20 protein-coding genes are annotated in these 18,295 nt (G+C 65.8%); 14 read left to right on the top strand and 6 right to left on the bottom strand.

The genetic code is table 11. The annotated features are described in order from the left end of the window. Positions 1 to 5 precede the first annotated feature (5 nt). Together CXR03_RS02110 and CXR03_RS02115 are read right to left on the bottom strand one after the other, a co-directional pair. Positions 6 to 659, bottom strand: a complete 654-nt coding sequence (locus CXR03_RS02110; protein WP_104101623.1) for a response regulator transcription factor — start codon at positions 657 to 659, stop codon at positions 6 to 8. Continuing rightward, a complete protein-coding gene (locus CXR03_RS02115) occupies positions 656 to 2,008 on the bottom strand; it encodes an ATP-binding protein (protein ID WP_104101624.1) in 1,353 nt (450 codons plus the stop codon). The genes CXR03_RS02110 and CXR03_RS02115 overlap by 4 nt, the downstream gene beginning before the upstream one ends. A 134-nt stretch (positions 2,009 to 2,142) precedes the next feature. On the opposite strand from CXR03_RS02115, the gene CXR03_RS02120 reads away from it, so the two are divergent. The 5 genes from CXR03_RS02120 to CXR03_RS02140 all read left to right on the top strand — a co-directional run bounded on the left by CXR03_RS02120 (position 2,143) and on the right by CXR03_RS02140 (position 5,926). Next, positions 2,143 to 3,468: a PspC domain-containing protein gene (locus tag CXR03_RS02120; protein ID WP_181034468.1), complete on the top strand. Its 1,326-nt coding sequence runs from the start codon at positions 2,143 to 2,145 to the stop codon at positions 3,466 to 3,468. Next, positions 3,465 to 3,764: a hypothetical protein gene (locus tag CXR03_RS02125; protein ID WP_258073453.1), complete on the top strand. Its 300-nt coding sequence runs from the start codon at positions 3,465 to 3,467 to the stop codon at positions 3,762 to 3,764. The genes CXR03_RS02120 and CXR03_RS02125 overlap by 4 nt, the downstream gene beginning before the upstream one ends. Before the next feature lie 4 nt (positions 3,765 to 3,768). Next, positions 3,769 to 4,008 carry a PspC domain-containing protein gene (locus CXR03_RS02130; RefSeq protein ID WP_104052767.1) on the top strand — a complete coding sequence of 80 codons (240 nt, stop codon included), beginning with the start codon at positions 3,769 to 3,771 and terminating at the stop codon, positions 4,006 to 4,008. 128 nt (positions 4,009 to 4,136) lie between these two features. Then, entirely contained in the window at positions 4,137 to 5,165 is a 1,029-nt protein-coding gene (locus CXR03_RS02135; RefSeq protein WP_104101627.1) for a 6-phosphofructokinase, read from the top strand. A gap of 41 nt (positions 5,166 to 5,206) precedes the next feature. Beyond that, complete coding sequence (locus CXR03_RS02140; RefSeq protein WP_104101629.1) at positions 5,207 to 5,926, top strand: N-acetyltransferase; 720 nt, start codon at positions 5,207 to 5,209, stop codon at positions 5,924 to 5,926. A gap of 28 nt (positions 5,927 to 5,954) precedes the next feature. Here CXR03_RS02140 and CXR03_RS02145 read toward each other — a convergent pair whose 3' ends face one another. From CXR03_RS02145 to CXR03_RS02160, 4 genes are all read right to left on the bottom strand, one after another. After that, on the bottom strand, positions 5,955 to 6,356 hold the full coding sequence (locus tag CXR03_RS02145) for an ankyrin repeat domain-containing protein (protein WP_104101631.1): 402 nt from the start codon (positions 6,354 to 6,356) through the stop codon (positions 5,955 to 5,957). Positions 6,357 to 6,410: 54 nt separating this feature from the next. After that, positions 6,411 to 7,502, bottom strand: a complete 1,092-nt coding sequence (locus CXR03_RS02150) for a folate-binding protein YgfZ (RefSeq protein WP_104101632.1) — start codon at positions 7,500 to 7,502, stop codon at positions 6,411 to 6,413. Between the two features lie 63 nt (positions 7,503 to 7,565). Further along, the gene (locus tag CXR03_RS02155; RefSeq protein WP_104101634.1) at positions 7,566 to 8,165 is read right to left on the bottom strand and encodes an FABP family protein; all 600 of its coding nucleotides are present in this window, start codon (positions 8,163 to 8,165) and stop codon (positions 7,566 to 7,568) included. A 219-nt stretch (positions 8,166 to 8,384) separates the two neighbouring features. Further along, positions 8,385 to 9,134, bottom strand: a complete 750-nt coding sequence (locus CXR03_RS02160) for a hypothetical protein (protein ID WP_146070441.1) — start codon at positions 9,132 to 9,134, stop codon at positions 8,385 to 8,387. Between the two features lie 144 nt (positions 9,135 to 9,278). Here CXR03_RS02160 and CXR03_RS02165 point away from each other — a divergent pair, with 144 nt between their 5' ends. The 9 genes from CXR03_RS02165 to asd all read left to right on the top strand — a co-directional run bounded on the left by CXR03_RS02165 (position 9,279) and on the right by asd (position 18,244). After that, positions 9,279 to 9,989 (top strand): response regulator transcription factor, encoded by a 711-nt coding sequence (locus tag CXR03_RS02165; RefSeq protein WP_104052782.1) that lies wholly within the window; start codon positions 9,279 to 9,281, stop codon positions 9,987 to 9,989. Positions 9,990 to 10,082: 93 nt separating this feature from the next. Continuing rightward, on the top strand, positions 10,083 to 11,048 hold the full coding sequence (mshD, locus tag CXR03_RS02170; RefSeq protein ID WP_258073524.1) for a mycothiol synthase: 966 nt from the start codon (positions 10,083 to 10,085) through the stop codon (positions 11,046 to 11,048). A gap of 92 nt (positions 11,049 to 11,140) precedes the next feature. After that, on the top strand, positions 11,141 to 13,366 hold the full coding sequence (locus CXR03_RS02175; protein ID WP_104101639.1) for an RNA degradosome polyphosphate kinase: 2,226 nt from the start codon (positions 11,141 to 11,143) through the stop codon (positions 13,364 to 13,366). Positions 13,367 to 13,371: 5 nt separating this feature from the next. After that, a complete protein-coding gene (locus CXR03_RS02180; RefSeq protein ID WP_258073454.1) occupies positions 13,372 to 14,382 on the top strand; it encodes an NUDIX hydrolase in 1,011 nt (336 codons plus the stop codon). Positions 14,383 to 14,459: 77 nt separating this feature from the next. Then, entirely contained in the window at positions 14,460 to 14,987 is a 528-nt protein-coding gene (locus CXR03_RS02185; RefSeq protein WP_104052788.1) for a ferritin, read from the top strand. 38 nt (positions 14,988 to 15,025) lie between these two features. Next, positions 15,026 to 15,565: a DUF1648 domain-containing protein gene (locus tag CXR03_RS02190; RefSeq protein ID WP_104101640.1), complete on the top strand. Its 540-nt coding sequence runs from the start codon at positions 15,026 to 15,028 to the stop codon at positions 15,563 to 15,565. Positions 15,566 to 15,593: 28 nt separating this feature from the next. Beyond that, complete coding sequence (locus CXR03_RS02195) at positions 15,594 to 16,397, top strand: thymidylate synthase (protein WP_104101642.1); 804 nt, start codon at positions 15,594 to 15,596, stop codon at positions 16,395 to 16,397. A gap of 11 nt (positions 16,398 to 16,408) precedes the next feature. After that, positions 16,409 to 17,095 (top strand): dihydrofolate reductase, encoded by a 687-nt coding sequence (locus CXR03_RS02200; RefSeq protein ID WP_258073455.1) that lies wholly within the window; start codon positions 16,409 to 16,411, stop codon positions 17,093 to 17,095. Between the two features lie 9 nt (positions 17,096 to 17,104). Next, positions 17,105 to 18,244 (top strand): aspartate-semialdehyde dehydrogenase, encoded by a 1,140-nt coding sequence (gene asd / locus CXR03_RS02205; protein WP_104101644.1) that lies wholly within the window; start codon positions 17,105 to 17,107, stop codon positions 18,242 to 18,244. Positions 18,245 to 18,295 lie beyond the last annotated feature (51 nt).

An 18,295-nucleotide genomic window follows, 5' to 3' on the forward strand; every position in this document is an offset into this window, starting at 1 on the left:
GGGAACTAAAGAAGCCGGCGTGCCGCAGCCCAGCGGGTGAGTTCATGCCGGTTGGAGAGCTGGAGTTTTCGCAGGACGGCCGAAACATGGGTTTCGACCGTCCTGACGGAGATGAAAAGCTCTTTGGCCACTTCCTTGTAGCTGTAGCCGCGGGCGATCAGCCGCATTACCTCCAGCTCGCGGGCGGAGAGGCGGTCCAGCTCGTCGTCGACCGCGGCGACCGCAGCAGTTCCGAACGCGTCCAGGACAAAGCCCGCGAGCCGGGGCGAGAACACCGCGTCGCCGCCTGCCACCCGCACCACGGCGTCGGAGATCTCGGCACCGGAGATCGTTTTGGTGACGTAGCCGCGGGCGCCGGCCCGGATCACGGTCACGACGTCCTCCGCCGCGTCCGAAACGCTGAGCGCGAGGAACCGGGTGCTGCCCAGCAGATCGCGGCAACCGGCTATGACTTCTGCCCCGCCGCCTCCCACTCCGCCGGGCAGATGTACGTCAAGGAGCACGACGGCGGGGCGGTGCGCGCGGACAGCGGCGACGGCGCGCTCCACGGTATCCGCCTCGGCCACAACGCGGAGCCGGGAGTCCAGGTCCGCTTTCAGGCCCGAACGGAAGATTGCGTGGTCATCAACCACCACGACGTCGATGGTGCCGGGAATCATTTTCGCTCCGATGACTGCTGGTTGTTCTCTGTGGTTTCCGTTGATGGGTCAGCTCCCGTTGCCGGGTTTGTTTCCGTTGCCGGGCGGGTCAGCGGCAGGGCCAGCCGCACTTCGGTTCCGTCCGGCCCGCTGCGGATGACGGCGGTGCCGCCGTGGCGCCTCATCCGGCCGACAATTGACTCGCGGACACCGAGTCGGTCTTCGGGCACTTCCTCGGGATTGAAGCCGGGTCCGCGGTCGCGGATGAAGACCTCAGCACGATCCGCGGTGCATTCCACGTAGACCGAGACCGGTCCGGGCGCATGCTGGGCTGCGTTAATCAGCGCCGCACGTGCGGCCTGGACCAGGGCGTCCGCAGGCTGGTCCAGGGTCGCATCACCCACCGTCACCACCTCCACGGGGTGCCCGTACTCGTCCTCAACCGAAGCAGCCACCGCTTTGAGGCGGTCCGACAGCTGTCCGGCCGTCCGCGGATCATCGGCGTAGAGCCACCGCCGCAGCTCGCGCTCCTGCGCCCGTGCCAGACGCAGAACGTCCTGCTCCGAGCCGGACCGGTTTTGGATCAGGGCCAGGGTCTGCAGAACCGAGTCATGCAGGTGCGCAGCAATTTCCGCCCGTTCCCGCTCCCGGATCCGGCCGGTCCGCTCCGTTTCCAGATCCCGCCAGTACTTTACGGCCCACGGCGCAAACACCAGTGCCACTCCGGCCAAAACGGCTGCCGAGGCGAGCAGGCCTGCCAGCAGGACGTCCCAGGTCAAGGCGCCGGACACCATGAGGATCACCCCCACAACCACCAGCAGGAGTCCGCCTCCCAGCCTGAGCAGACCGGTGCGGCGGCCCGCACCCGCACGGCTGAGCAAACCCGCCCGTCGTGTTTCATCAAGCTGGGACCAGGCCAGGACGGCTCCAACAATGATGGTCCCCGCAGGAAACAGGAGCTGCCAGTTCACATCGGCGCCGAACCGCTGCGCAATAACCGCTCCGGCCACGGCAAGCAGTGCCAGCCCGGCGAGGACCTCCCTGTTGGACGCTGCTGCAATCCAGCGGGAATCTGCCGGTGCGGGTTCCCGGGTGTCGGAGTCCCCGGACGGTTGCTCGTTCAGATAGGCAGCAAAGTTCCGGGCCACACTCCTGGGGTCGCGGTTGGACTGCACCTTGTCGGCGGCTTCATCCGCCGTGGGGACCAGCACCCACAACCAGGCGTACAGCACCAGGCCTGCACCTCCGGCCAGCGCCAGCAGAACCATGAGTGCCCGGACCAATCCGGCTGACCAGCCCAGGTGCCCGGCCAGCCCGGAACAGACCCCTGCCACCACGCGGTCATCTGTTCTCAGAAGCGGATCCAACATGTCCTAATCCAAGCACGTTCGCTGTCCCGGGACGTCCCGGGGGCCAGTCCCGGGCCTGTTTTCAGGGCCATCTCAGGGTTTGCTCAGGGCTGTCCCGGATGTTTCAGCAGCCTGCCGCCGGCCAGAATGGAAACATGACCCCGCAACCCCCAGTCCCGGACCCGGCCGGCTCCCCCACGGAACCCCTGCCGCCCTTTGACTCCGCTGAGAATCCCACCCGCCCGCTGCCCCGTCCCAACGGTTTCTTCACCTGGTTGCGTTCCCTGGGCATCGTCCGCGGAGAGGACCGCTGGGTGGGCGGTGTCTGTGAGGGAATCGCAACCCGCACCGGACTGGATCCGGTCCTGGTCCGTGGGCTGTTCATTGTCCTCGGCCTGTTCGGCGGCGGACTCCTGCTCTACGGCCTGGCCTGGGCCCTGCTCCCGGAACCCGACGGACGCATCCATGCAGAGGAAGCCCTGCGCGGCTCTTGGACGTCCGGGACCACCGGGGCCCTGGTGGCCTGCATCCTGGGTGCTGGAAGCCCCAGCATCTTCTGGGCCGGCGACGGGGTTCTCGGCGGCTTTTTCTGGACGCTGTTCTGGGTTGGCGGCCTGGGATTGCTGCTTTACTGGATCTTCACGCGCTCCGGCCGCGGTGCAGTGGGCGGCCCCCACACTTCTGCCGCGCCTGTCCCGCCGATGCCGCCGGCCCCCTCCGCTCCATATGCAGCAACCTCCGCCCCGGGTCCTGCAGCTTCCTCCGCCCGCTACACCGCGCAGGGACCTGCGGCTTCGCCGGCCCGGCCCACTGCGGTCCCGCCCCGCCGGCGGACCACGCCCGGAGCCGCCGAAACCGCCGTTGTCCTTGGATCGGTGCTGCTGACCATCGGCGTCATCCTGACCCTGGATTACGCCTCCGTTATCGACATCGGCACCCCGGTGGCCGTTGCCCTCGCGGCGGGGGCGGCAGTCAACGGACTTGGCATCGTCATCCTCGGGGCCCTTGGGCGTTCCTCCGGAATCCTTGGCCTGACCGCCATCGCCGCAGTGGCCGGTGCCGGCGTGGCGGGCAGCAACCTTGGCACTTTCGACACCGTCGTCGTCGCCAATGAGGGGAACTGGACACCCACTGCTTCCTCCCCGGCCACCGGGGGTTACACGCTTGCAGCCGCCGACGGGAACCTGGACCTGCGATACCTTGCAGACGAGACAGACCCGGCCGTTGAGATCCCGGTCAACATGGCAGCCAGCGACCTCACCATCCTGGTGCCGGACGATGTCCCCGTCCTGGTCCGGGCGGACATGTTTGCGGGTAACGTCCAGATTGACGACGGCGTCACCCTCACCGGATCCGGGGGGTTATGGAAAACAGCGGACGAACGTATGAATGACACGGACGGCGACCCCCTGATAGTCCGTATCAAAGGAGTTGCCAGCAATGTCCTGGTGACCGTAAACGAAAGCGACCTGGACCGATGAATGCTACCGCGTACCCCCAGGGTTCCTCCGGGCACGTCCCTGCAGATTCCCCCGCCAAGCGGCCGGTCCGGACCGGCACCATTGTCTGGGGACTGGTGATCATCGCAGCTGCGGTCCTGCTCCTGGCCTGGCTGCTGACCGACATCAGTTTCGACCCCCTGGCAGTGCTGCTGGGCCTGTTGCTGGGCGGCGGCACCGCCCTGCTGATCGGCGGCGCAATTTCCGCTTTCGGCGGCCGCAACCACTTCACCAGCGGCGGAAACGACGCCCGTCGCCCCACCGAACAGGCAGACTAATACCATGAACCGTTTCTTTGACATTCTCCGCTCCTCCCCCGTCCGCCGGACCCGCGGCTGGGCCGGCGGGGTCTGCGCCGGGGTGGCAGCGCGGTACGGCTGGGACGTCTCAGCGGTCCGGATAGCCGTCCTGCTCAGCTTCCTGCTGCCTTTTGTCGGCGTGTGGACGTATCTCGCCGCCTGGCTCCTGCTGCCTAAGGATGACGGCACCATTGCGCTGGAGCAGCTGATCGGCAAACGCTAGCAGTCTGCAGGCTTGTTTTGGCTCCTCGGGGCCGGCTGGAGCCTCCGTGCGATGGCCGGCAGCCCGGCGATGGCTAGAATCAAGGCTGAGGATCCACCAGCCGCCCAACTGAACCAGAGGTTTTAACCATGAAGATCGGCATCCTAACCAGTGGGGGCGACTGCCCCGGACTCAACGCGGTGATCCGCGGAGCCGTCCTCAAGGGCATCAAGGTCCACAACCAGGAGTTTGTCGGGTTCCTGGACGGATGGCGCGGCGTGGTGGACGGCGACATCATCGACCTCCCCCGAACCAGCGTCCGCGGCATTTCGAAACAGGGTGGAACCATCCTGGGGACCTCCCGCACCAATCCCTTCGAGGGACCCAACGGCGGGCCGGAAAAAATCAAGGCCACCATGGACCGGCTCGGCGTCGACGCCATCATCGCGATCGGCGGTGAGGGCACCCTGGCGGCCGCGCAGCGCCTCACAGATGCAGGCCTGAACATCGTGGGCGTCCCCAAAACCGTGGACAACGATCTGGACGCCACCGACTACACCTTCGGTTTTGACACCGCTGTGCAGATCGCCACCGAAGCCATTGACCGGCTGCGGACCACCGGTGAATCCCATCACCGCTGCATGGTCGCTGAAGTCATGGGACGCCACGTCGGCTGGATCGCGCTTCACTCCGGCATGGCTGCCGGCGCGCACGCCATCCTCATTCCGGAAAATCCACAGAGCCTGGATCAGATTGCCGAGTGGGTCACCCATGCCCGTGACCGCGGCCGCGCCCCGCTCGTCGTCGTTGCCGAGGGGTTTGTCACCACTGACATGGAGTCCCCGCACTCAGAACGCGGGCTGGACGCCTTCGGCCGGCCCCGGCTCGGCGGCATCGGAGAGCTGCTGGCCCCGGAGATCGAAGCCCGCACCGGCATCGAAACCCGTGCCACTGTCCTGGGACACATCCAGCGCGGAGGTGTTCCCACCGCTTATGACCGGGTACTGGCCACACGACTCGGCATGGCTGCCATTGATTCCGTGATCGACGGGCTTTGGGGGACCATGGTGGCCCTGCACGGCACGGACATTGTGCACGTGGGCTTCGAAAAGGCGCTGGACAATCTCAAGACGGTTCCCCAGCACCGCTACGACGAAGCGTCCATTCTCTTCGGCTGACGGCCTGAGCCTCAGACGGGACCGGGTGTAGGTTGAAACGTATGAATTTGGATCCGGGAACGATTGCGATCATTCAGCTCGCCTGGTCCCGCCGCTTAGGCCTGGCCGATGATGCCCTGTCCGCCGCCGGGGACGGAACGCGGATCTACAGCGTGCAGGACGAGTCCCGCAGCGTATCCTTCATGCGCCTTTTTGGCCGGGAGGTCTTCTGCGGGCCCGAATGGGCGGCTCGGCGTGCCCACGGCAAGAGCGCAGCGGAACTCAGCCGCCAAACCTCTCTCGCCGGCCTTTCCGTGGAGTACGGCGGAAGAACCGTTGGCTCCGAACATCTGTGTTTTGCCGATGCGTTCCCGGAGCCCCTGGAACCGGCGGAGGAACTGGCTGTCTCCGAGGACCCGGAGATTGCCGTCCAGCTGGAGCGTCTGTGCCCACCCGACGACGTCGCTGAAGCTGGCTTGGCCGGCAAGGAAGCGCTGTTCATAGTGGTGGATGACAGCGCAGAAGTTCCGGTTCCGCTGGCTGGAGCCGGCTACAGCATCCGGGACGGCATCCTCGCTGACATCTCCACGCTCACCGCGCCGTCCAGCCGCCGGCAAGGACTGGGACGCTATGTCACGTCCATTGCAGTGGAGGAGTCCATGGCGGCTGGCCTGATCCCGCAGTACCGCACGCCCCTGGACAACATCGGGGCGGCGCGGACGGCGGCCGGAGCAGGTTTTCTTGCCGTCGGGATCCGCTCCGAAGTCCAGCTGACGGCCTAGCCTTTCGGGCCAGGGTGTGGACCTGCAGTTATTGCAGCAGGTCCAGCATTTCCTGCCGCTGAAAGAATCCTGCCGTGTCCCGCGCACTCGGCGAACCGGCGTCAGGGTCCGCTCCCCCTTCAACCAGGATGCGGAAGATACCGGTGTAGCCCTTGAAGACGGCACCCGCCAGCGGGGTCTGGCCCCGGTCATTCTGGGTGTTCACATCCGCGCCCCGCTCAACCAGCAGCGCGGTCAGGCTCTCGTGGCCGTGGTAGGAGGCCAGCATTACCAGTGTGTCGCCGGATCCGTTGGTCAGGTTCACCGGCACGCCTGCGTCCAGGAAATTCCGGATTCCTTCCGTGTCACCGGCCCGCGCAGCATCGAACACCAAACCGGCCAGTTCGATGATGCCTTCGTCAATCTCCGGACGGGATTCCGGGGTGCTCATGGGGATTCCTTTCAAATACGTACATCGGTCTAACGTCTTTGGCGCTGAACGCCGCTATGCCCGGGGCGGGCGCAGGAATCCGCCGGCACGGCCCACAACCTGGCCGGCATCCGGGGCAACAATGATTTCCTGCGCGGCAGCGTAGGGCTCGCCGTCGTCGTCCACCACCAGCTCTGCCGCGGGATCCACAGAGCGCTTGATCACGGCCAGCGCAACGGCGCCCATTTCATAGTGCTGGGCAACCGACGTCACCGCTCCCACCCTGCGTTCTCCCAGCATCACTGCACTGCCCGGCGCGGGAAGCGTGTGCTGGGAACCGTCCAGCTGCAGGAACACGAGCCGGCGGGGCGGATGCCCCAGGTTGTGTACACGGGCCACGGTTTCCTGGCCCTTGTAGCAGCCCTTGGCCAGATGAACCGCTGTCCGGATCAGATCCAGCTCATGCGGAATGGTTTTGTCGTCGGTCTCGGCGCCCAGCCGCGGACGCCAGGCCGCAATCCGCAGGGCTTCGGAGGCCATGGTGCCGGCAAGGGTGCGCCCTGAGTCCGTAACGGCCTGTTCCAGCTCCGCTGCCGGAATCATATATTCGTGCCAGGGGCGGTCGCGTCCCGGATGGGAATCCTCAGGCACGCCGGTGTAGGCGAAACCGCCGGCACCAATGTTCGGCCAGGGATCGGTCCAGACGGAATAGTTGGCCCAAGCCTCCACTGGCGTCACTGATCCCACAACGGCCCAGTCCCTGCTGACATCGGCCACCTCGACCCGGAGCATGAACTTCATCCGTTCCAGGAACTGGGCCAGGACGGGAGCCTCAGCGGCTTCCACGATCAGCCACGCGGTGTTCCCGTCGTCCAGGATCCGTGCGTCGTGCTCAATGCGCCCCTGGACGCTGAGCAGCAGCAGCTCAGAGCTTGTGCCTGGCTGCAGGCCGCTCACGCTTTGGGAGGACAGGGTGTTCAGCCAGCTGAGGCGGTCGGGGCCGGTGACGGTGACAACGCCGCGGTGGGACAGGTCCGTGACGGCGTTGCCGCGGGCCAGTTCCCGCTGCTCACGCAGGGGATCGCCGTAGTGGGCTGCGACACCGGCGTCGAGGCCGCCGGCTTCCACCGCACCGTGGCGGGACAGGAGGGGGCTGAGGTAAGTCATAACGGGTGCAACGTCCTTGCGGGGGCGGCTATTCCGTGCTTGGTTTCCGCAGCGCCGGAAGGCTTAGGAGGTTTTCTTCAGGATGGCGGAGGCGTGCGCCTTCAGTGCGTTGCCGCCCTCAGCTACATCCCAGCGCCAGTACAGGTCACCGTTGACCAAACCGAAGATGCGCGTGGCGGCGGTGTACTCCTTGGAGTTCACGCCCCGCATGACCAGATCGGTGGTCAGCTGAATTTGCGGACCCTTGATTTGGCCGTAGTACAGCTCTGCGATGCCGCCGGGATGGACGATGGTGGCGGTGATGTCAAAGCCGCCGCTGTCATTGCGGAGCTTTTCGACTTCGTCGGCGCTGCGCAGCGCCGGGACGATGTCCGCCGGGGTCAGCCCGGGGCCTCCGTCGGCGTCGTTCAGGGGGCGGTCCAGCGCCCAGAATCCCGTCTCAACGGCGAGCGGGCGCAGAACGGTGCCGTCTTCGTCCGTGAGCCAGCTTTCGGCGTCGTACTTCAGGTACGGCAGGCCATTTTGGCTGAAAGTCACACGCTGGGTGAAGTGCTCGGAATCGGCTTCACCCTCCCCCAGCCTGCCGGAGCCCTCCCAGACTCCAAGGAGCCAGGACAGCGGCACGAGCTCAGGGGTCAGATCGGTGGGGATCTCCATGGGCATGGCGCTGACCTCTTCCTTCGGTTGCTCTTGGGCGGGCTACTTCTGGCCTTTGTACAGGCGGCTGATGACCAGGCCGGCGAACGCGGCCATGCCGACGCCGGTGATGCCAAGCAGGACGATAAAGAAGATTTCAAGGGCTACAAGCGAATCCATAGCTACATCCTAACCCGGAGCCGCGGACGTTTCGTCCCATGACCTGCCGGCCGGGATACGGAGAGGTCAGGGGACGAGCAGGCTGGCCAGGAAATAGACCACGGAGCCCAGCGCCACGATGGGTGCCAGGGCCAGGGCCAGCCGCCCCCGGCGCGTGGAAATGTCATCGCGGGAGAGGATCAGCCGGCGGACCGCCATGACGACGGCGGCACCCGCGGCGCCCATTAGCGCAGCAGCGGCAGCATGCACTCCGGCTTCCGGCTGCAGGACTCCGGCCAGCGCACCGGCCACGGCGCCGGCGGCTACGCCCAGCGGGGCGGTAATCCTGTCCGGCAGGGGGATCAGGGACACAGCGAGTGCGGCGAGGATGCCGGCTGCGCTGATGGTCAGGCCTGCCGGGCTGCCGTCGGCACCGGCCAGCCGGTCCGCGGCCACCCAGCCTGAACCCATCACCGTCAGGAGGACACCTGCGATGTTGCCGATGGTTGATTCCAGCCGGTGGGCCTGTCCGGTTCCGCGCAGCAGCTGGATCAGGAAGATGGCGCCTACGCCTACTGCCGCCACCCCGGGCAGCCAGGTCAGTAATGCCGTGGACGGTGCCACCAGCGCGGCGGCACAGGCGGCTGCGCCTGCGAGCCCAAGTACGGCGCCCTGGGTCTTTTTGGCCGGAACATCCAAGAGGTGCGGCCAGCCGATCCCCACCACGATGCAAAGAATGCCGGTAACCACTGCCACGGCCCCAACGGACCAGTACGAAGCACCGACGATGCCAATGAGGGCTGCTGCCGCCAGCACCGCTACGCTCCAAAGTTTCACCTAAGCCATCCTGCCTTATTACGTAGTGCAGATGAAAGCTACGGGTCCGGCGAGGCCCCGTGGGTATACTTTCAACACCTTCGCCCCGCCTGCGGACGCGGCCCAGCTTGTGCCCGATGATGTGCGCCCAACCTTGGAGGATCCATGTCGCACATTTTGCTGCTGACCAACAGTCCGGGACCCTCTGTAGAGGTCCTGCCGGCCCTCGGTCTGCTCAACCACAAAGTGCAGGTTGTTCCCGCCGAACCCACGGCGCTGCTCGACACAGAGCCCAGCGACGTCGTGCTTATTGACGCCCGCAAGGATCTGGTCGGCGCCCGTTCACTGACCCAGCTGCTGAAGGCAACCGGACTGGACACGCCGCTGATCCTTATTCTTACCGAAGGCGGAATGGCTGCCGTGGCGGCAAACTGGCGGGCCGACGACGTCATCCTTGATTCGGCGGGACCGGCCGAGCTGGAGGCCCGGCTGCGGCTCATGTCCGCAAGGATCAACTCGTCCTCGGAAGCTGCCAGCACCGAGATCCGTGCATCCGGCGTCGTTATTGACGAAGCGAGCTACACGGCCCGGGTGAACGGCACTGCACTGAACCTCACCTATAAGGAGTTTGAGCTCCTCAAGTACCTGGCACAGCACCCCGGCCGTGTCTTCACCCGCGACCAGCTGCTGCACGAGGTGTGGGGCTACGACTATTACGGGGGCACACGGACGGTGGACGTCCACGTCCGGCGGCTGCGGGCCAAGCTGGGTGCGGACCATGAAAACCTGATCGGCACGGTCCGCAACGTGGGCTACCGGTTCACCCGGTCCCGTCTGGCCGGGGATCCCGCGCAGCCCGCGAGCCAGGAAGCCTGACCTGCTGCGACACTGCCTGCGGGAACTTTGGACGCCTCCGCTTGTCCGGTGCCCTCCGGGCGCTAGGCTTCTTCAATGAGAGACGAACGCGTAATGCCCTGGCCCGTCACAGTCACCAAGGGAACCCCGGAGCCCGATGAGCTGGACCGGATCCGCGAGTTGGCCGCTGCCGCCGCCGACGCGGACGGCAACCCGCCGCTCTCCGAACAGACCCTCGTTGACCTGCGTTCCGGCGACACTGACCCGGATTCCCTGCTGGTTTTCGCCACCTATGCCAACGATGAGTCCTCGGATCCGTCGGCTACCCAGGCGCTGGCCGGCGTCGCTGTGCTGATCAGTGACGGCCCGAAAGAACCGGGCGTGCTGGAACTGGTGGTCCACCCTGCCTACCGTGAGAAGGGTGTGGGAACCGCCCTGGCGGCCTCCGTGCAGGAGCACGTTAGCGCCGGCACCGTCCCCGCACCCCAGGCATGGTCGCACGGCAACCATGACGCCGCCGTCGAGCTGGCCCGGCGTTTTGGCTACCGTCCGGTGCGCGAGCTGCTGCGCCTGCGGCTGAGCCGTGGCGCCGGCACTGACGGGCTGCCCGCCGCCGAGCTGCCCGAAGGCGTCTCGCTGCGGGCCTTTCACCCGGGGGCCGACGACGCCGCCTGGCTGGCAGCCAACGCGGCCGCCTTTGCCCACCATCCCGAGCAGGGCGGCATGACCCGGAGCGACCTCGCCGCACGCATGGCCGAGGACTGGTTCGATCCCGAAGGATTCCTGCTGGCTGTGCGGGACGAGGACAATGCCATCCTCGGCTTCCACTGGACCAAGGTCCATCCCGGTGCCGGCGGACATCCGCCCATCGGAGAGGTGTACGTGGTGGGAGTGGTTCCCGAGGCCCAGGGCATGGGACTGGGCCGCACCCTGACCGTTGCCGGCATCCGGCATCTCCAGGACAGCGGCCTGCCGGCCATCATGCTTTACGTGGATGCAGACAACGCTCCGGCCATGGCGCTGTACCAGCGGCTGGGTTTCGTCCGTTGGGACGCGGATGTGATGTACGCGGCCGGATGAGCCGGAACAGCTTGTAATGTTGAATTGACGGCCCTGCCGCCCGGTCCTCCGGGAGGCACCGCCTGACCGCCGCCATACTGCAGGGAGAAACCATGGGATCCGATACCGCCGCCGAGCCACACTCCACTTTCGGATCGGCTGAGTCCATGTCGGCGCCACGGGCCACTGAGGACCGGATTGATATTCCGGACTTTGGTCCGGCACTCGTCCCGGAAGGGGACATCAGCCCCGAGCGTTTCCTGGACCGTGAAATCAGCTGGCTCCATTTCAACGCCCGTGTTCTTGAGCTCGCTGAGGACCCGGACCTGTACCTGCTGGAGCGGGTCAGTTTCCTGTCCATCTTCGCGTCCAACCTGGACGAGTTCTTCATGGTGAGGGTTGCCGGCCTCAAGCGCCGCATCGCCACCGGGTTGGCGGTTCCCTCCGCTGCCGGCCTGAGCCCGATGGAACAGCTGGAACACATCGTGGAGGCCGGCTACCGGCTGCAGCAGCGTCATGCCGAGGTATTTGCCCGTCAAATCCGCCCGGCGCTGGCCGAGGAGCAGATCCATCTCGTGGGGTGGAACGAGCTCGATGACACCGCCAAGGCCTATCTGCACCGCCAGTTCGCGTCCAAGGTTTTCCCGATCCTCACCCCGCTGGCCGTGGATCCGGCGCATCCCTTCCCCTACATCTCCGGCCTCTCCCTGAACCTGGCCGTGGTGGTGCGCAACCCCGTGAGCGGCAAGGAGTTCTTCGCCCGCGTCAAGGTTCCGGACCAGCTGCCCCGGCTGATCTCCGTGGACGGGCCCAGGGCCGGAAATATTGCCGGCCGGGTGGCCCGCTTCATTCCGCTGGAAGACGTCATTGCCGAACATCTGGACCAGCTGTTCCCCGGTATGGACGTCATGGAACACCACGCCTTCCGGGTTACCCGCAATGAGGATCTGGAGGTGGAGGAGGACGACGCCGAGAACCTGCTGCAGGCGCTGGAAAAGGAGCTCCTGCGTCGCCGGTTCGGCCCGCCCGTCCGCCTGGAAGTCACCACCGACATCAACCCGAGCATCCGCGAGCTGCTGGTGCGCGAACTCGGCGTGGAAGAAGACGAGGTGTATGCGCTGCCCGCACCGCTGGACCTGCGCGGACTGGCCGGCATCAGCCGCATCGACCGCCCGGACCTGCACTACCCCAAGCAGGTGCCGCATACGTCCCTGCACCTGAAGGAGTCCGAAACATCCAAGCCGGCGGACGTGTTTGCTGCGATGCGCCGCCGCGACATCCTGCTGCACCACCCCTATGATTCCTTCTCCACCTCCGTTCAGGCCTTCCTGGAGCAGGCCGCCGCCGACCCACGGGTCCAGGCCATCAAGCAGACGCTCTACCGCACGTCCGGGGACTCCCCCATTGTTGACGCGCTGATTGATGCCGCGGAGTCCGGCAAGCAGGTGCTGGCCCTGGTGGAAATCAAGGCACGGTTCGACGAGCAGGCCAACATTTCCTGGGCCCGCAAGCTGGAGCAGGCCGGCGTGCACGTGGTCTACGGCATCGTGGGGCTGAAAACGCACTGCAAGTTGTCGCTGGTGGTCCGCCAGGAAGTGGACGGGCTGCGGCGCTACTGCCACATCGGCACCGGAAACTATCACCCCCGCACCGCCCGCTACTACGAAGACCTGGGGCTGCTGACCTCTAACGAACAGGTGGGTGAAGATCTGACGAAGCTCTTCAACCAGCTCTCCGGGTATGCCCCGAAGTCCACGTTCAAGCGCCTGCTTGTGGCTCCCCGGTCGGTGCGGTCAGGTTTGATTGACCGGATTGAACGGGAAATTGCCAATAAGAAGGCCGGTCTGGCCGCCCGGGTGATCATCAAGGTCAACTCGATGGTGGATGAAGCCATCATCGATTCGCTGTACCGTGCCTCCCAGGCCGGTGTCCGGGTGGACGTGATTGTGCGCGGCATCTGTTCCGTGCGCCCGGGTGTCCCCGGCCTGAGCGAGAACATTACTGTCCGGTCCGTTCTGGGCCGGTTCCTGGAGCACTCGCGCGTGTTTGCCTTCGCCAATGCCGGAGACCCGGTGGTGTTCATCGGTTCAGCGGACATGATGCACCGCAACCTGGACCGCCGGGTGGAGGCCCTGGTGCAGCTTGCCTCCCGGGAGGACATCGCTGACCTCATCGCGCTGATGGACCGCTACATGGATCCGGCCACCGCAAGCTGGCATCTGGAGAAGGACGGCATCTGGACCCGGCACCACAAGAATGAAGAAGGGGAGCCGCTGCTGGACGTGCAGTCGTGGCTGCTCGCTTCCCGGTCCCGGCAGCGCGCCGCTGTCCGCCGTTGATGACCATGCCCACCGAACCGGGAGCTTCCATGGGTGAACAGGCCACTCTCCCCCGTCGCGGCCTGGAAACGGGTGCCGGGGATTCCGTGCCCGCAGACATCAAAGTGGTGGCTGCAGGCGCCATTTGCTGGCGCACCCGGAACGGTGAACTCGAGGTCCTCATGATCCACCGGCCCCGGTACAAGGACTGGTCGTGGCCGAAGGGGAAACTGGATGCCGGCGAGACAACCCCTGAGTGCGCAGTGCGCGAAGTGCAGGAGGAAGCCGGGGTCCGGATCAGGCTGGGCATTCCGCTGCCGGCCACGGTATATCCGGTGGCGTCGGGGATGAAGATCGTCCACTACTGGGCCGCCCGCATCGAGGAGGGAAAGCCCCGGCCGGACGGCAAAGAAGTGGACGGCGTCCGCTGGTGCACTCCGGCACAGGCCCATGCCGAGCTCAGCAATCCTTCGGACCGGCTGCCGCTGCGCACCCTGGAGGAGGCCCACGCCGAAGGCCGCCTCCGGACGTGGCCGCTGATCGTGGTGCGCCACGCCAAGGCCAAGCCCCGGTCATCCTGGACCCGGGCTGAAGGGGACCGTCCGCTGGCGGCCACCGGCCTGCGCCAGGCACAGGCCGTGTCGCGGCTGCTGGCCGCATGGCTGCCGGACCGGGTGGTGTCCAGTCCCTGGGTCCGCTGCGTGCAGACTGTGCGTCCCTATGTGAAGGCACGGGCCGTGAAGTTCAAAACCGTCGATGCCATTACCGAGCACAGCGCCAAGCGCAAGCCCGGCAAGGCCCGCAACGCGGTGGAAGCATTGTTCGACAAGGCCAAACCTGTTGCCCTGTGCACGCACCGGCCGGTTTTGCCGCTGACATTCGAGGTTCTGGCAGACCATATGCCGACCGGCCTGTCCATTGGCTTGCCCGACAAGGATCCGTATCTGGCACCGGGTGAAGCGATCATCTGCCAGGTCTCCTCCGCCGAGGAGGGGCGCATCGTGTCGCTGGAGCGGTTCCGGGCATTCGACGACTAGGTTTTCAGCCGTGCCGCACCGGATAGCTAAGCCTAACCGTCCTTTTTTGAGTCCGGCCACCGCCCTAAGGTGGGGCAATGACAACTTTCACCGAACTCCTCGAAGCCCAAATCGGTAACGAATTCAATGCCTCGCAGCAGTACGTGGCCATGGCAGTGTTTTTCGACGGCGAAGACCTCCCGCAGCTGGCCCGGCACTTCTATGCTCAGTCGGTTGAGGAACGCAACCACGCCATGATGCTGGTGCAGTACATGCTGGACCGGGACATGCCCGTGCGGATCCCCGGCGTCGCCGCGGTGCGCAACGACTTTGCCACCGTGGTGGAACCGATCCAGCTGGCCCTGGAGCAGGAACGCCAGGTCACCCGCCAGATTGAGGCTCTCTTCGCCGCCGCACGTGCGGAGGGCGATGCCCTGGGAGAGCAGTTCATGCTCTGGTTCCTCAAGGAGCAGGTGGAGGAAGTTGCCTCCATGTCCACCCTCCTCACGGTGGCCAAGCGCGCCGACAACCTCTTCGACCTGGAGAATTTCATGGCGCGGGAACAGGTTGGCGACGGCGGCGGAAGCGACGCCGGCGCTCCCGAGGCCGCCGGCGGAGCCCTCTGATTGATACCTTCCCGGGGCCCGGAAGCAACAGGGACACAATGACAAAGACGGCGGAGAAGAACATCCCTCTGCCCGGCGTGCACCGCGGCTGGTATCTGGCCTCCGGGTTCTTGGTGGGCCTGGTGGTAGCCACGGGCTCGCTGGCCTGGTCCACGATCCCGCAGCGCCTGCCCATGCACTGGGACGGCGCCGGGAACGTGGACCGCTTTGCGGAAAAGTCCTTCTGGACCGTCTTCACCGGGCCCCTGATTTGCCTCGGACTGCTCCTGTTCCTCTATGCAACCGCCCTGATTATCCGGCGTTTCCCGCTCAACAATTCCGCCCCGTACGGCGTGGACGAGCAGGTGCACCAGCGGGCCGGCATGGACTCAACATTGTATTTCCTGGCACTGAGTGCGTTTGCGTTATCCCTGCTGATTGGCTGGATGACTCTGCGCAGCTGGTTCCTGCCCCCGGAAGCGTCGGCTCTCCTGCTCGTACTGCCCACACTGGCTTTCCTGGGTGTGGTGGCCGTGGCCGGACTGCTCGCCTGGCGACGCTACGGCCGTCTTGTAGCCGCCCTCTCCGCCGAGGACTGAGCTGGGGACTGAGCTATAGACTAAAGGGGTGACTATCCCAACCCCGTACGAAGATCTGCTCCGCGACGTGATGGCCCACGGAACGCAGAAATCCGACCGCACCGGCACCGGAACCCGCAGTGTCTTTGGCCGCCAGATGCGCTTTGATCTTAGTGATTCCTTCCCGCTGATCACCACCAAGCGGGTGCACTTCAAGTCGGTGGCCCTGGAACTCCTGTGGTTCCTGCGCGGCGACTCCAACGTGCGCTGGCTGCAGGAGCGCGGCGTCAGCATCTGGAACGAGTGGGCGGACGACGACGGCGAACTGGGCCCGGTCTACGGTGTCCAGTGGCGCTCCTGGCCGGCTCCGGACGGCGGACAGATTGACCAGATCGCCAAGGTGGTTGAAAGCATCCGCACCAATCCGGACTCCCGCCGGCACATCGTCACGGCCTGGAACCCGGCCGAAGTGGACAACATGGCCCTGCCCCCGTGCCACGCGATGTTCCAGTTCTACGTGGCCGATGGGAAACTGTCCTGCCAGCTGTACCAGCGCTCGGCCGATCTGTTCCTCGGCGTCCCCTTCAACATTGCCTCCTACGCACTTTTGACGCTCATGGTGGCGCAGCAGACCGGCCTCCAGCCCGGCGAATTTGTCTGGACAGGCGGCGACGTCCATATCTACGACAACCATGTGGACCAGGTCCGCGAACAGCTCAGCCGCGCACCCTACCCGTATCCGCAGCTGCGCCTGGCCCGGACGCCGGACTCGATCTTCGATTACGTCCTGGAGGATTTTGAGGTCCTGGACTACCGCCACCACCCCGGCATCAAAGCTCCGATTGCAGTCTGAGAGGCGTTCCCTTGAATGAACCCGCCGGCATCCGCTATTTCGCCACAAGCGGTGGAGATGCTTCTCCTGAGGGCATGGATCTGTTGGCGGCATTGTCAGCGGCCAATCCCCTGGGGATGCCGCAGCCGCTGGTAGGCATGATCTGGGCGCAAACCGTGGACGGCGTCATCGGCCGGGACGGAGGAATGCCGTGGCACCTGCCCGAAGACCTGGCACATTTCAAGAACACCACGGCCGGACACCCGGTCATCATGGGCCGGCGCACCTGGGAGTCCTTTCCCGCCGCCTACCGGCCGCTGCCCGGCCGCACCAACATTGTGGTGAGTTCCAGCGAAACGCTGGCGGACGAGATTTCCCCGGCCGGCGCCGTCGTGGTTCCCACGCTGGAGCAGGCGCTGGACACCGCCCGGCACAGCCCCGGCGGCAGCGAACAGATCTGGATTGTCGGCGGAGCCCGGATGTACGAGGCAGCTGCTCCCCTGGCGGACGCCGCCGTAGTGACGGTCATTGATGCGAGCACCGATGGTGACACCTACGCGCCGCACCTCGGCCCCGACTGGGGGTTCACTGCGGTGAGCCCCGCCGAAGGCTGGCACACGGGAACCAACGGCACCTGCTACCGGATAGCCCTCTGGTCCCGGGTCCGGGATACGGACAGCGGCGTCACCAATCACCACGGCAGCGCGGCCCTGCCCTAAACTGAAACCATGACTTTCGCAGCTACCCCTGTACCCACCGCGGGCTTCATCGGCTGGCGGGGCATGGTCGGTTCCGTCCTCATGCAGCGCATGCAGGATGAAGGCGACTTTGACCTGATCAACCCCGTGTTCTTCTCCACCTCCAACGCCGGGGGCGCCGCGCCGTCCTTCGCTTCGGGTGCAGGAGAGCTCCAGAATGCCTACGACATTGAGACGCTGGCCAAACTGCCGATCATCGTCACTGCCCAGGGCGGCGGTTACACCTCGGAGGTCTATCCCAAACTGCGCGACGCCGGCTGGACCGGGCTATGGATCGACGCCGCGTCCACACTGCGGATGGAGCAGGACTCCATCATCGTTCTGGACCCGGTGAACCGGGACGTCATCGACGCCGGGCTGGCCCACGGGGTGCGGAACTTCGTGGGCGGCAACTGCACCGTGTCCTGCATGCTCATGGGGCTGGGCGGATTGTTCCGCAACGGCCTGGTGGAATGGGGCACCTCCATGACCTATCAGGCTGCCTCCGGCGGCGGTGCCCGGCACATGCGTGAGCTGCTCAATCAGTTCGGCTCGCTGAACTCCGTGGTTGCGGACCAGCTTGCAGACCCGGCCTCCGCCATCCTGGACATCGACCGGGCGGTGCTGGCCCAGCAGAAGAACCCCGCCATGGACTCCTCACAGTTCGGCGTGCCGCTGGCCGGTTCGGTGATCCCCTGGATCGACGCAGACCTGGGCAACGGGCAGTCCAGGGAAGAGTGGAAAGCCGGTGCCGAAACCAACAAGATCCTGGGCCGGGACACGGCCGGACGAATTCCGTTTGACGGTCTCTGCGTCCGCATCGGCGCCATGCGCTCACATTCACAGGCTCTGACCCTCAAACTCACCGAAGACCTTTCAGTGGCGGAGATTGAGCGGATCATCGACGCCGACAACGAATGGGCCAAGGTGGTGCCCAACACCAAGGAAGCATCCATGGCGGAGCTGACCCCGGTGGCCGTCAGCGGAACCCTGGACATTCCGGTGGGCCGGATCCGGAAACTGGAAATGGGTCCGGAGTACATCAGCGCCTTCACCATCGGAGACCAGCTGCTCTGGGGCGCAGCCGAACCGCTGCGGCGTATGCTGCGGATTGCCACCGGCAACCTCTAAACCCTGCCAGGCCGGTCCGAATCCGGCTGCAGCCAGCGGATCCGTTCCCTG

It is taken from the genome of Arthrobacter sp. 08Y14 (assembly GCF_002929455.1).
Taxonomy (GTDB): Bacteria; Actinomycetota; Actinomycetes; order Actinomycetales; family Micrococcaceae; genus Arthrobacter_B; species Arthrobacter_B sunyaminii.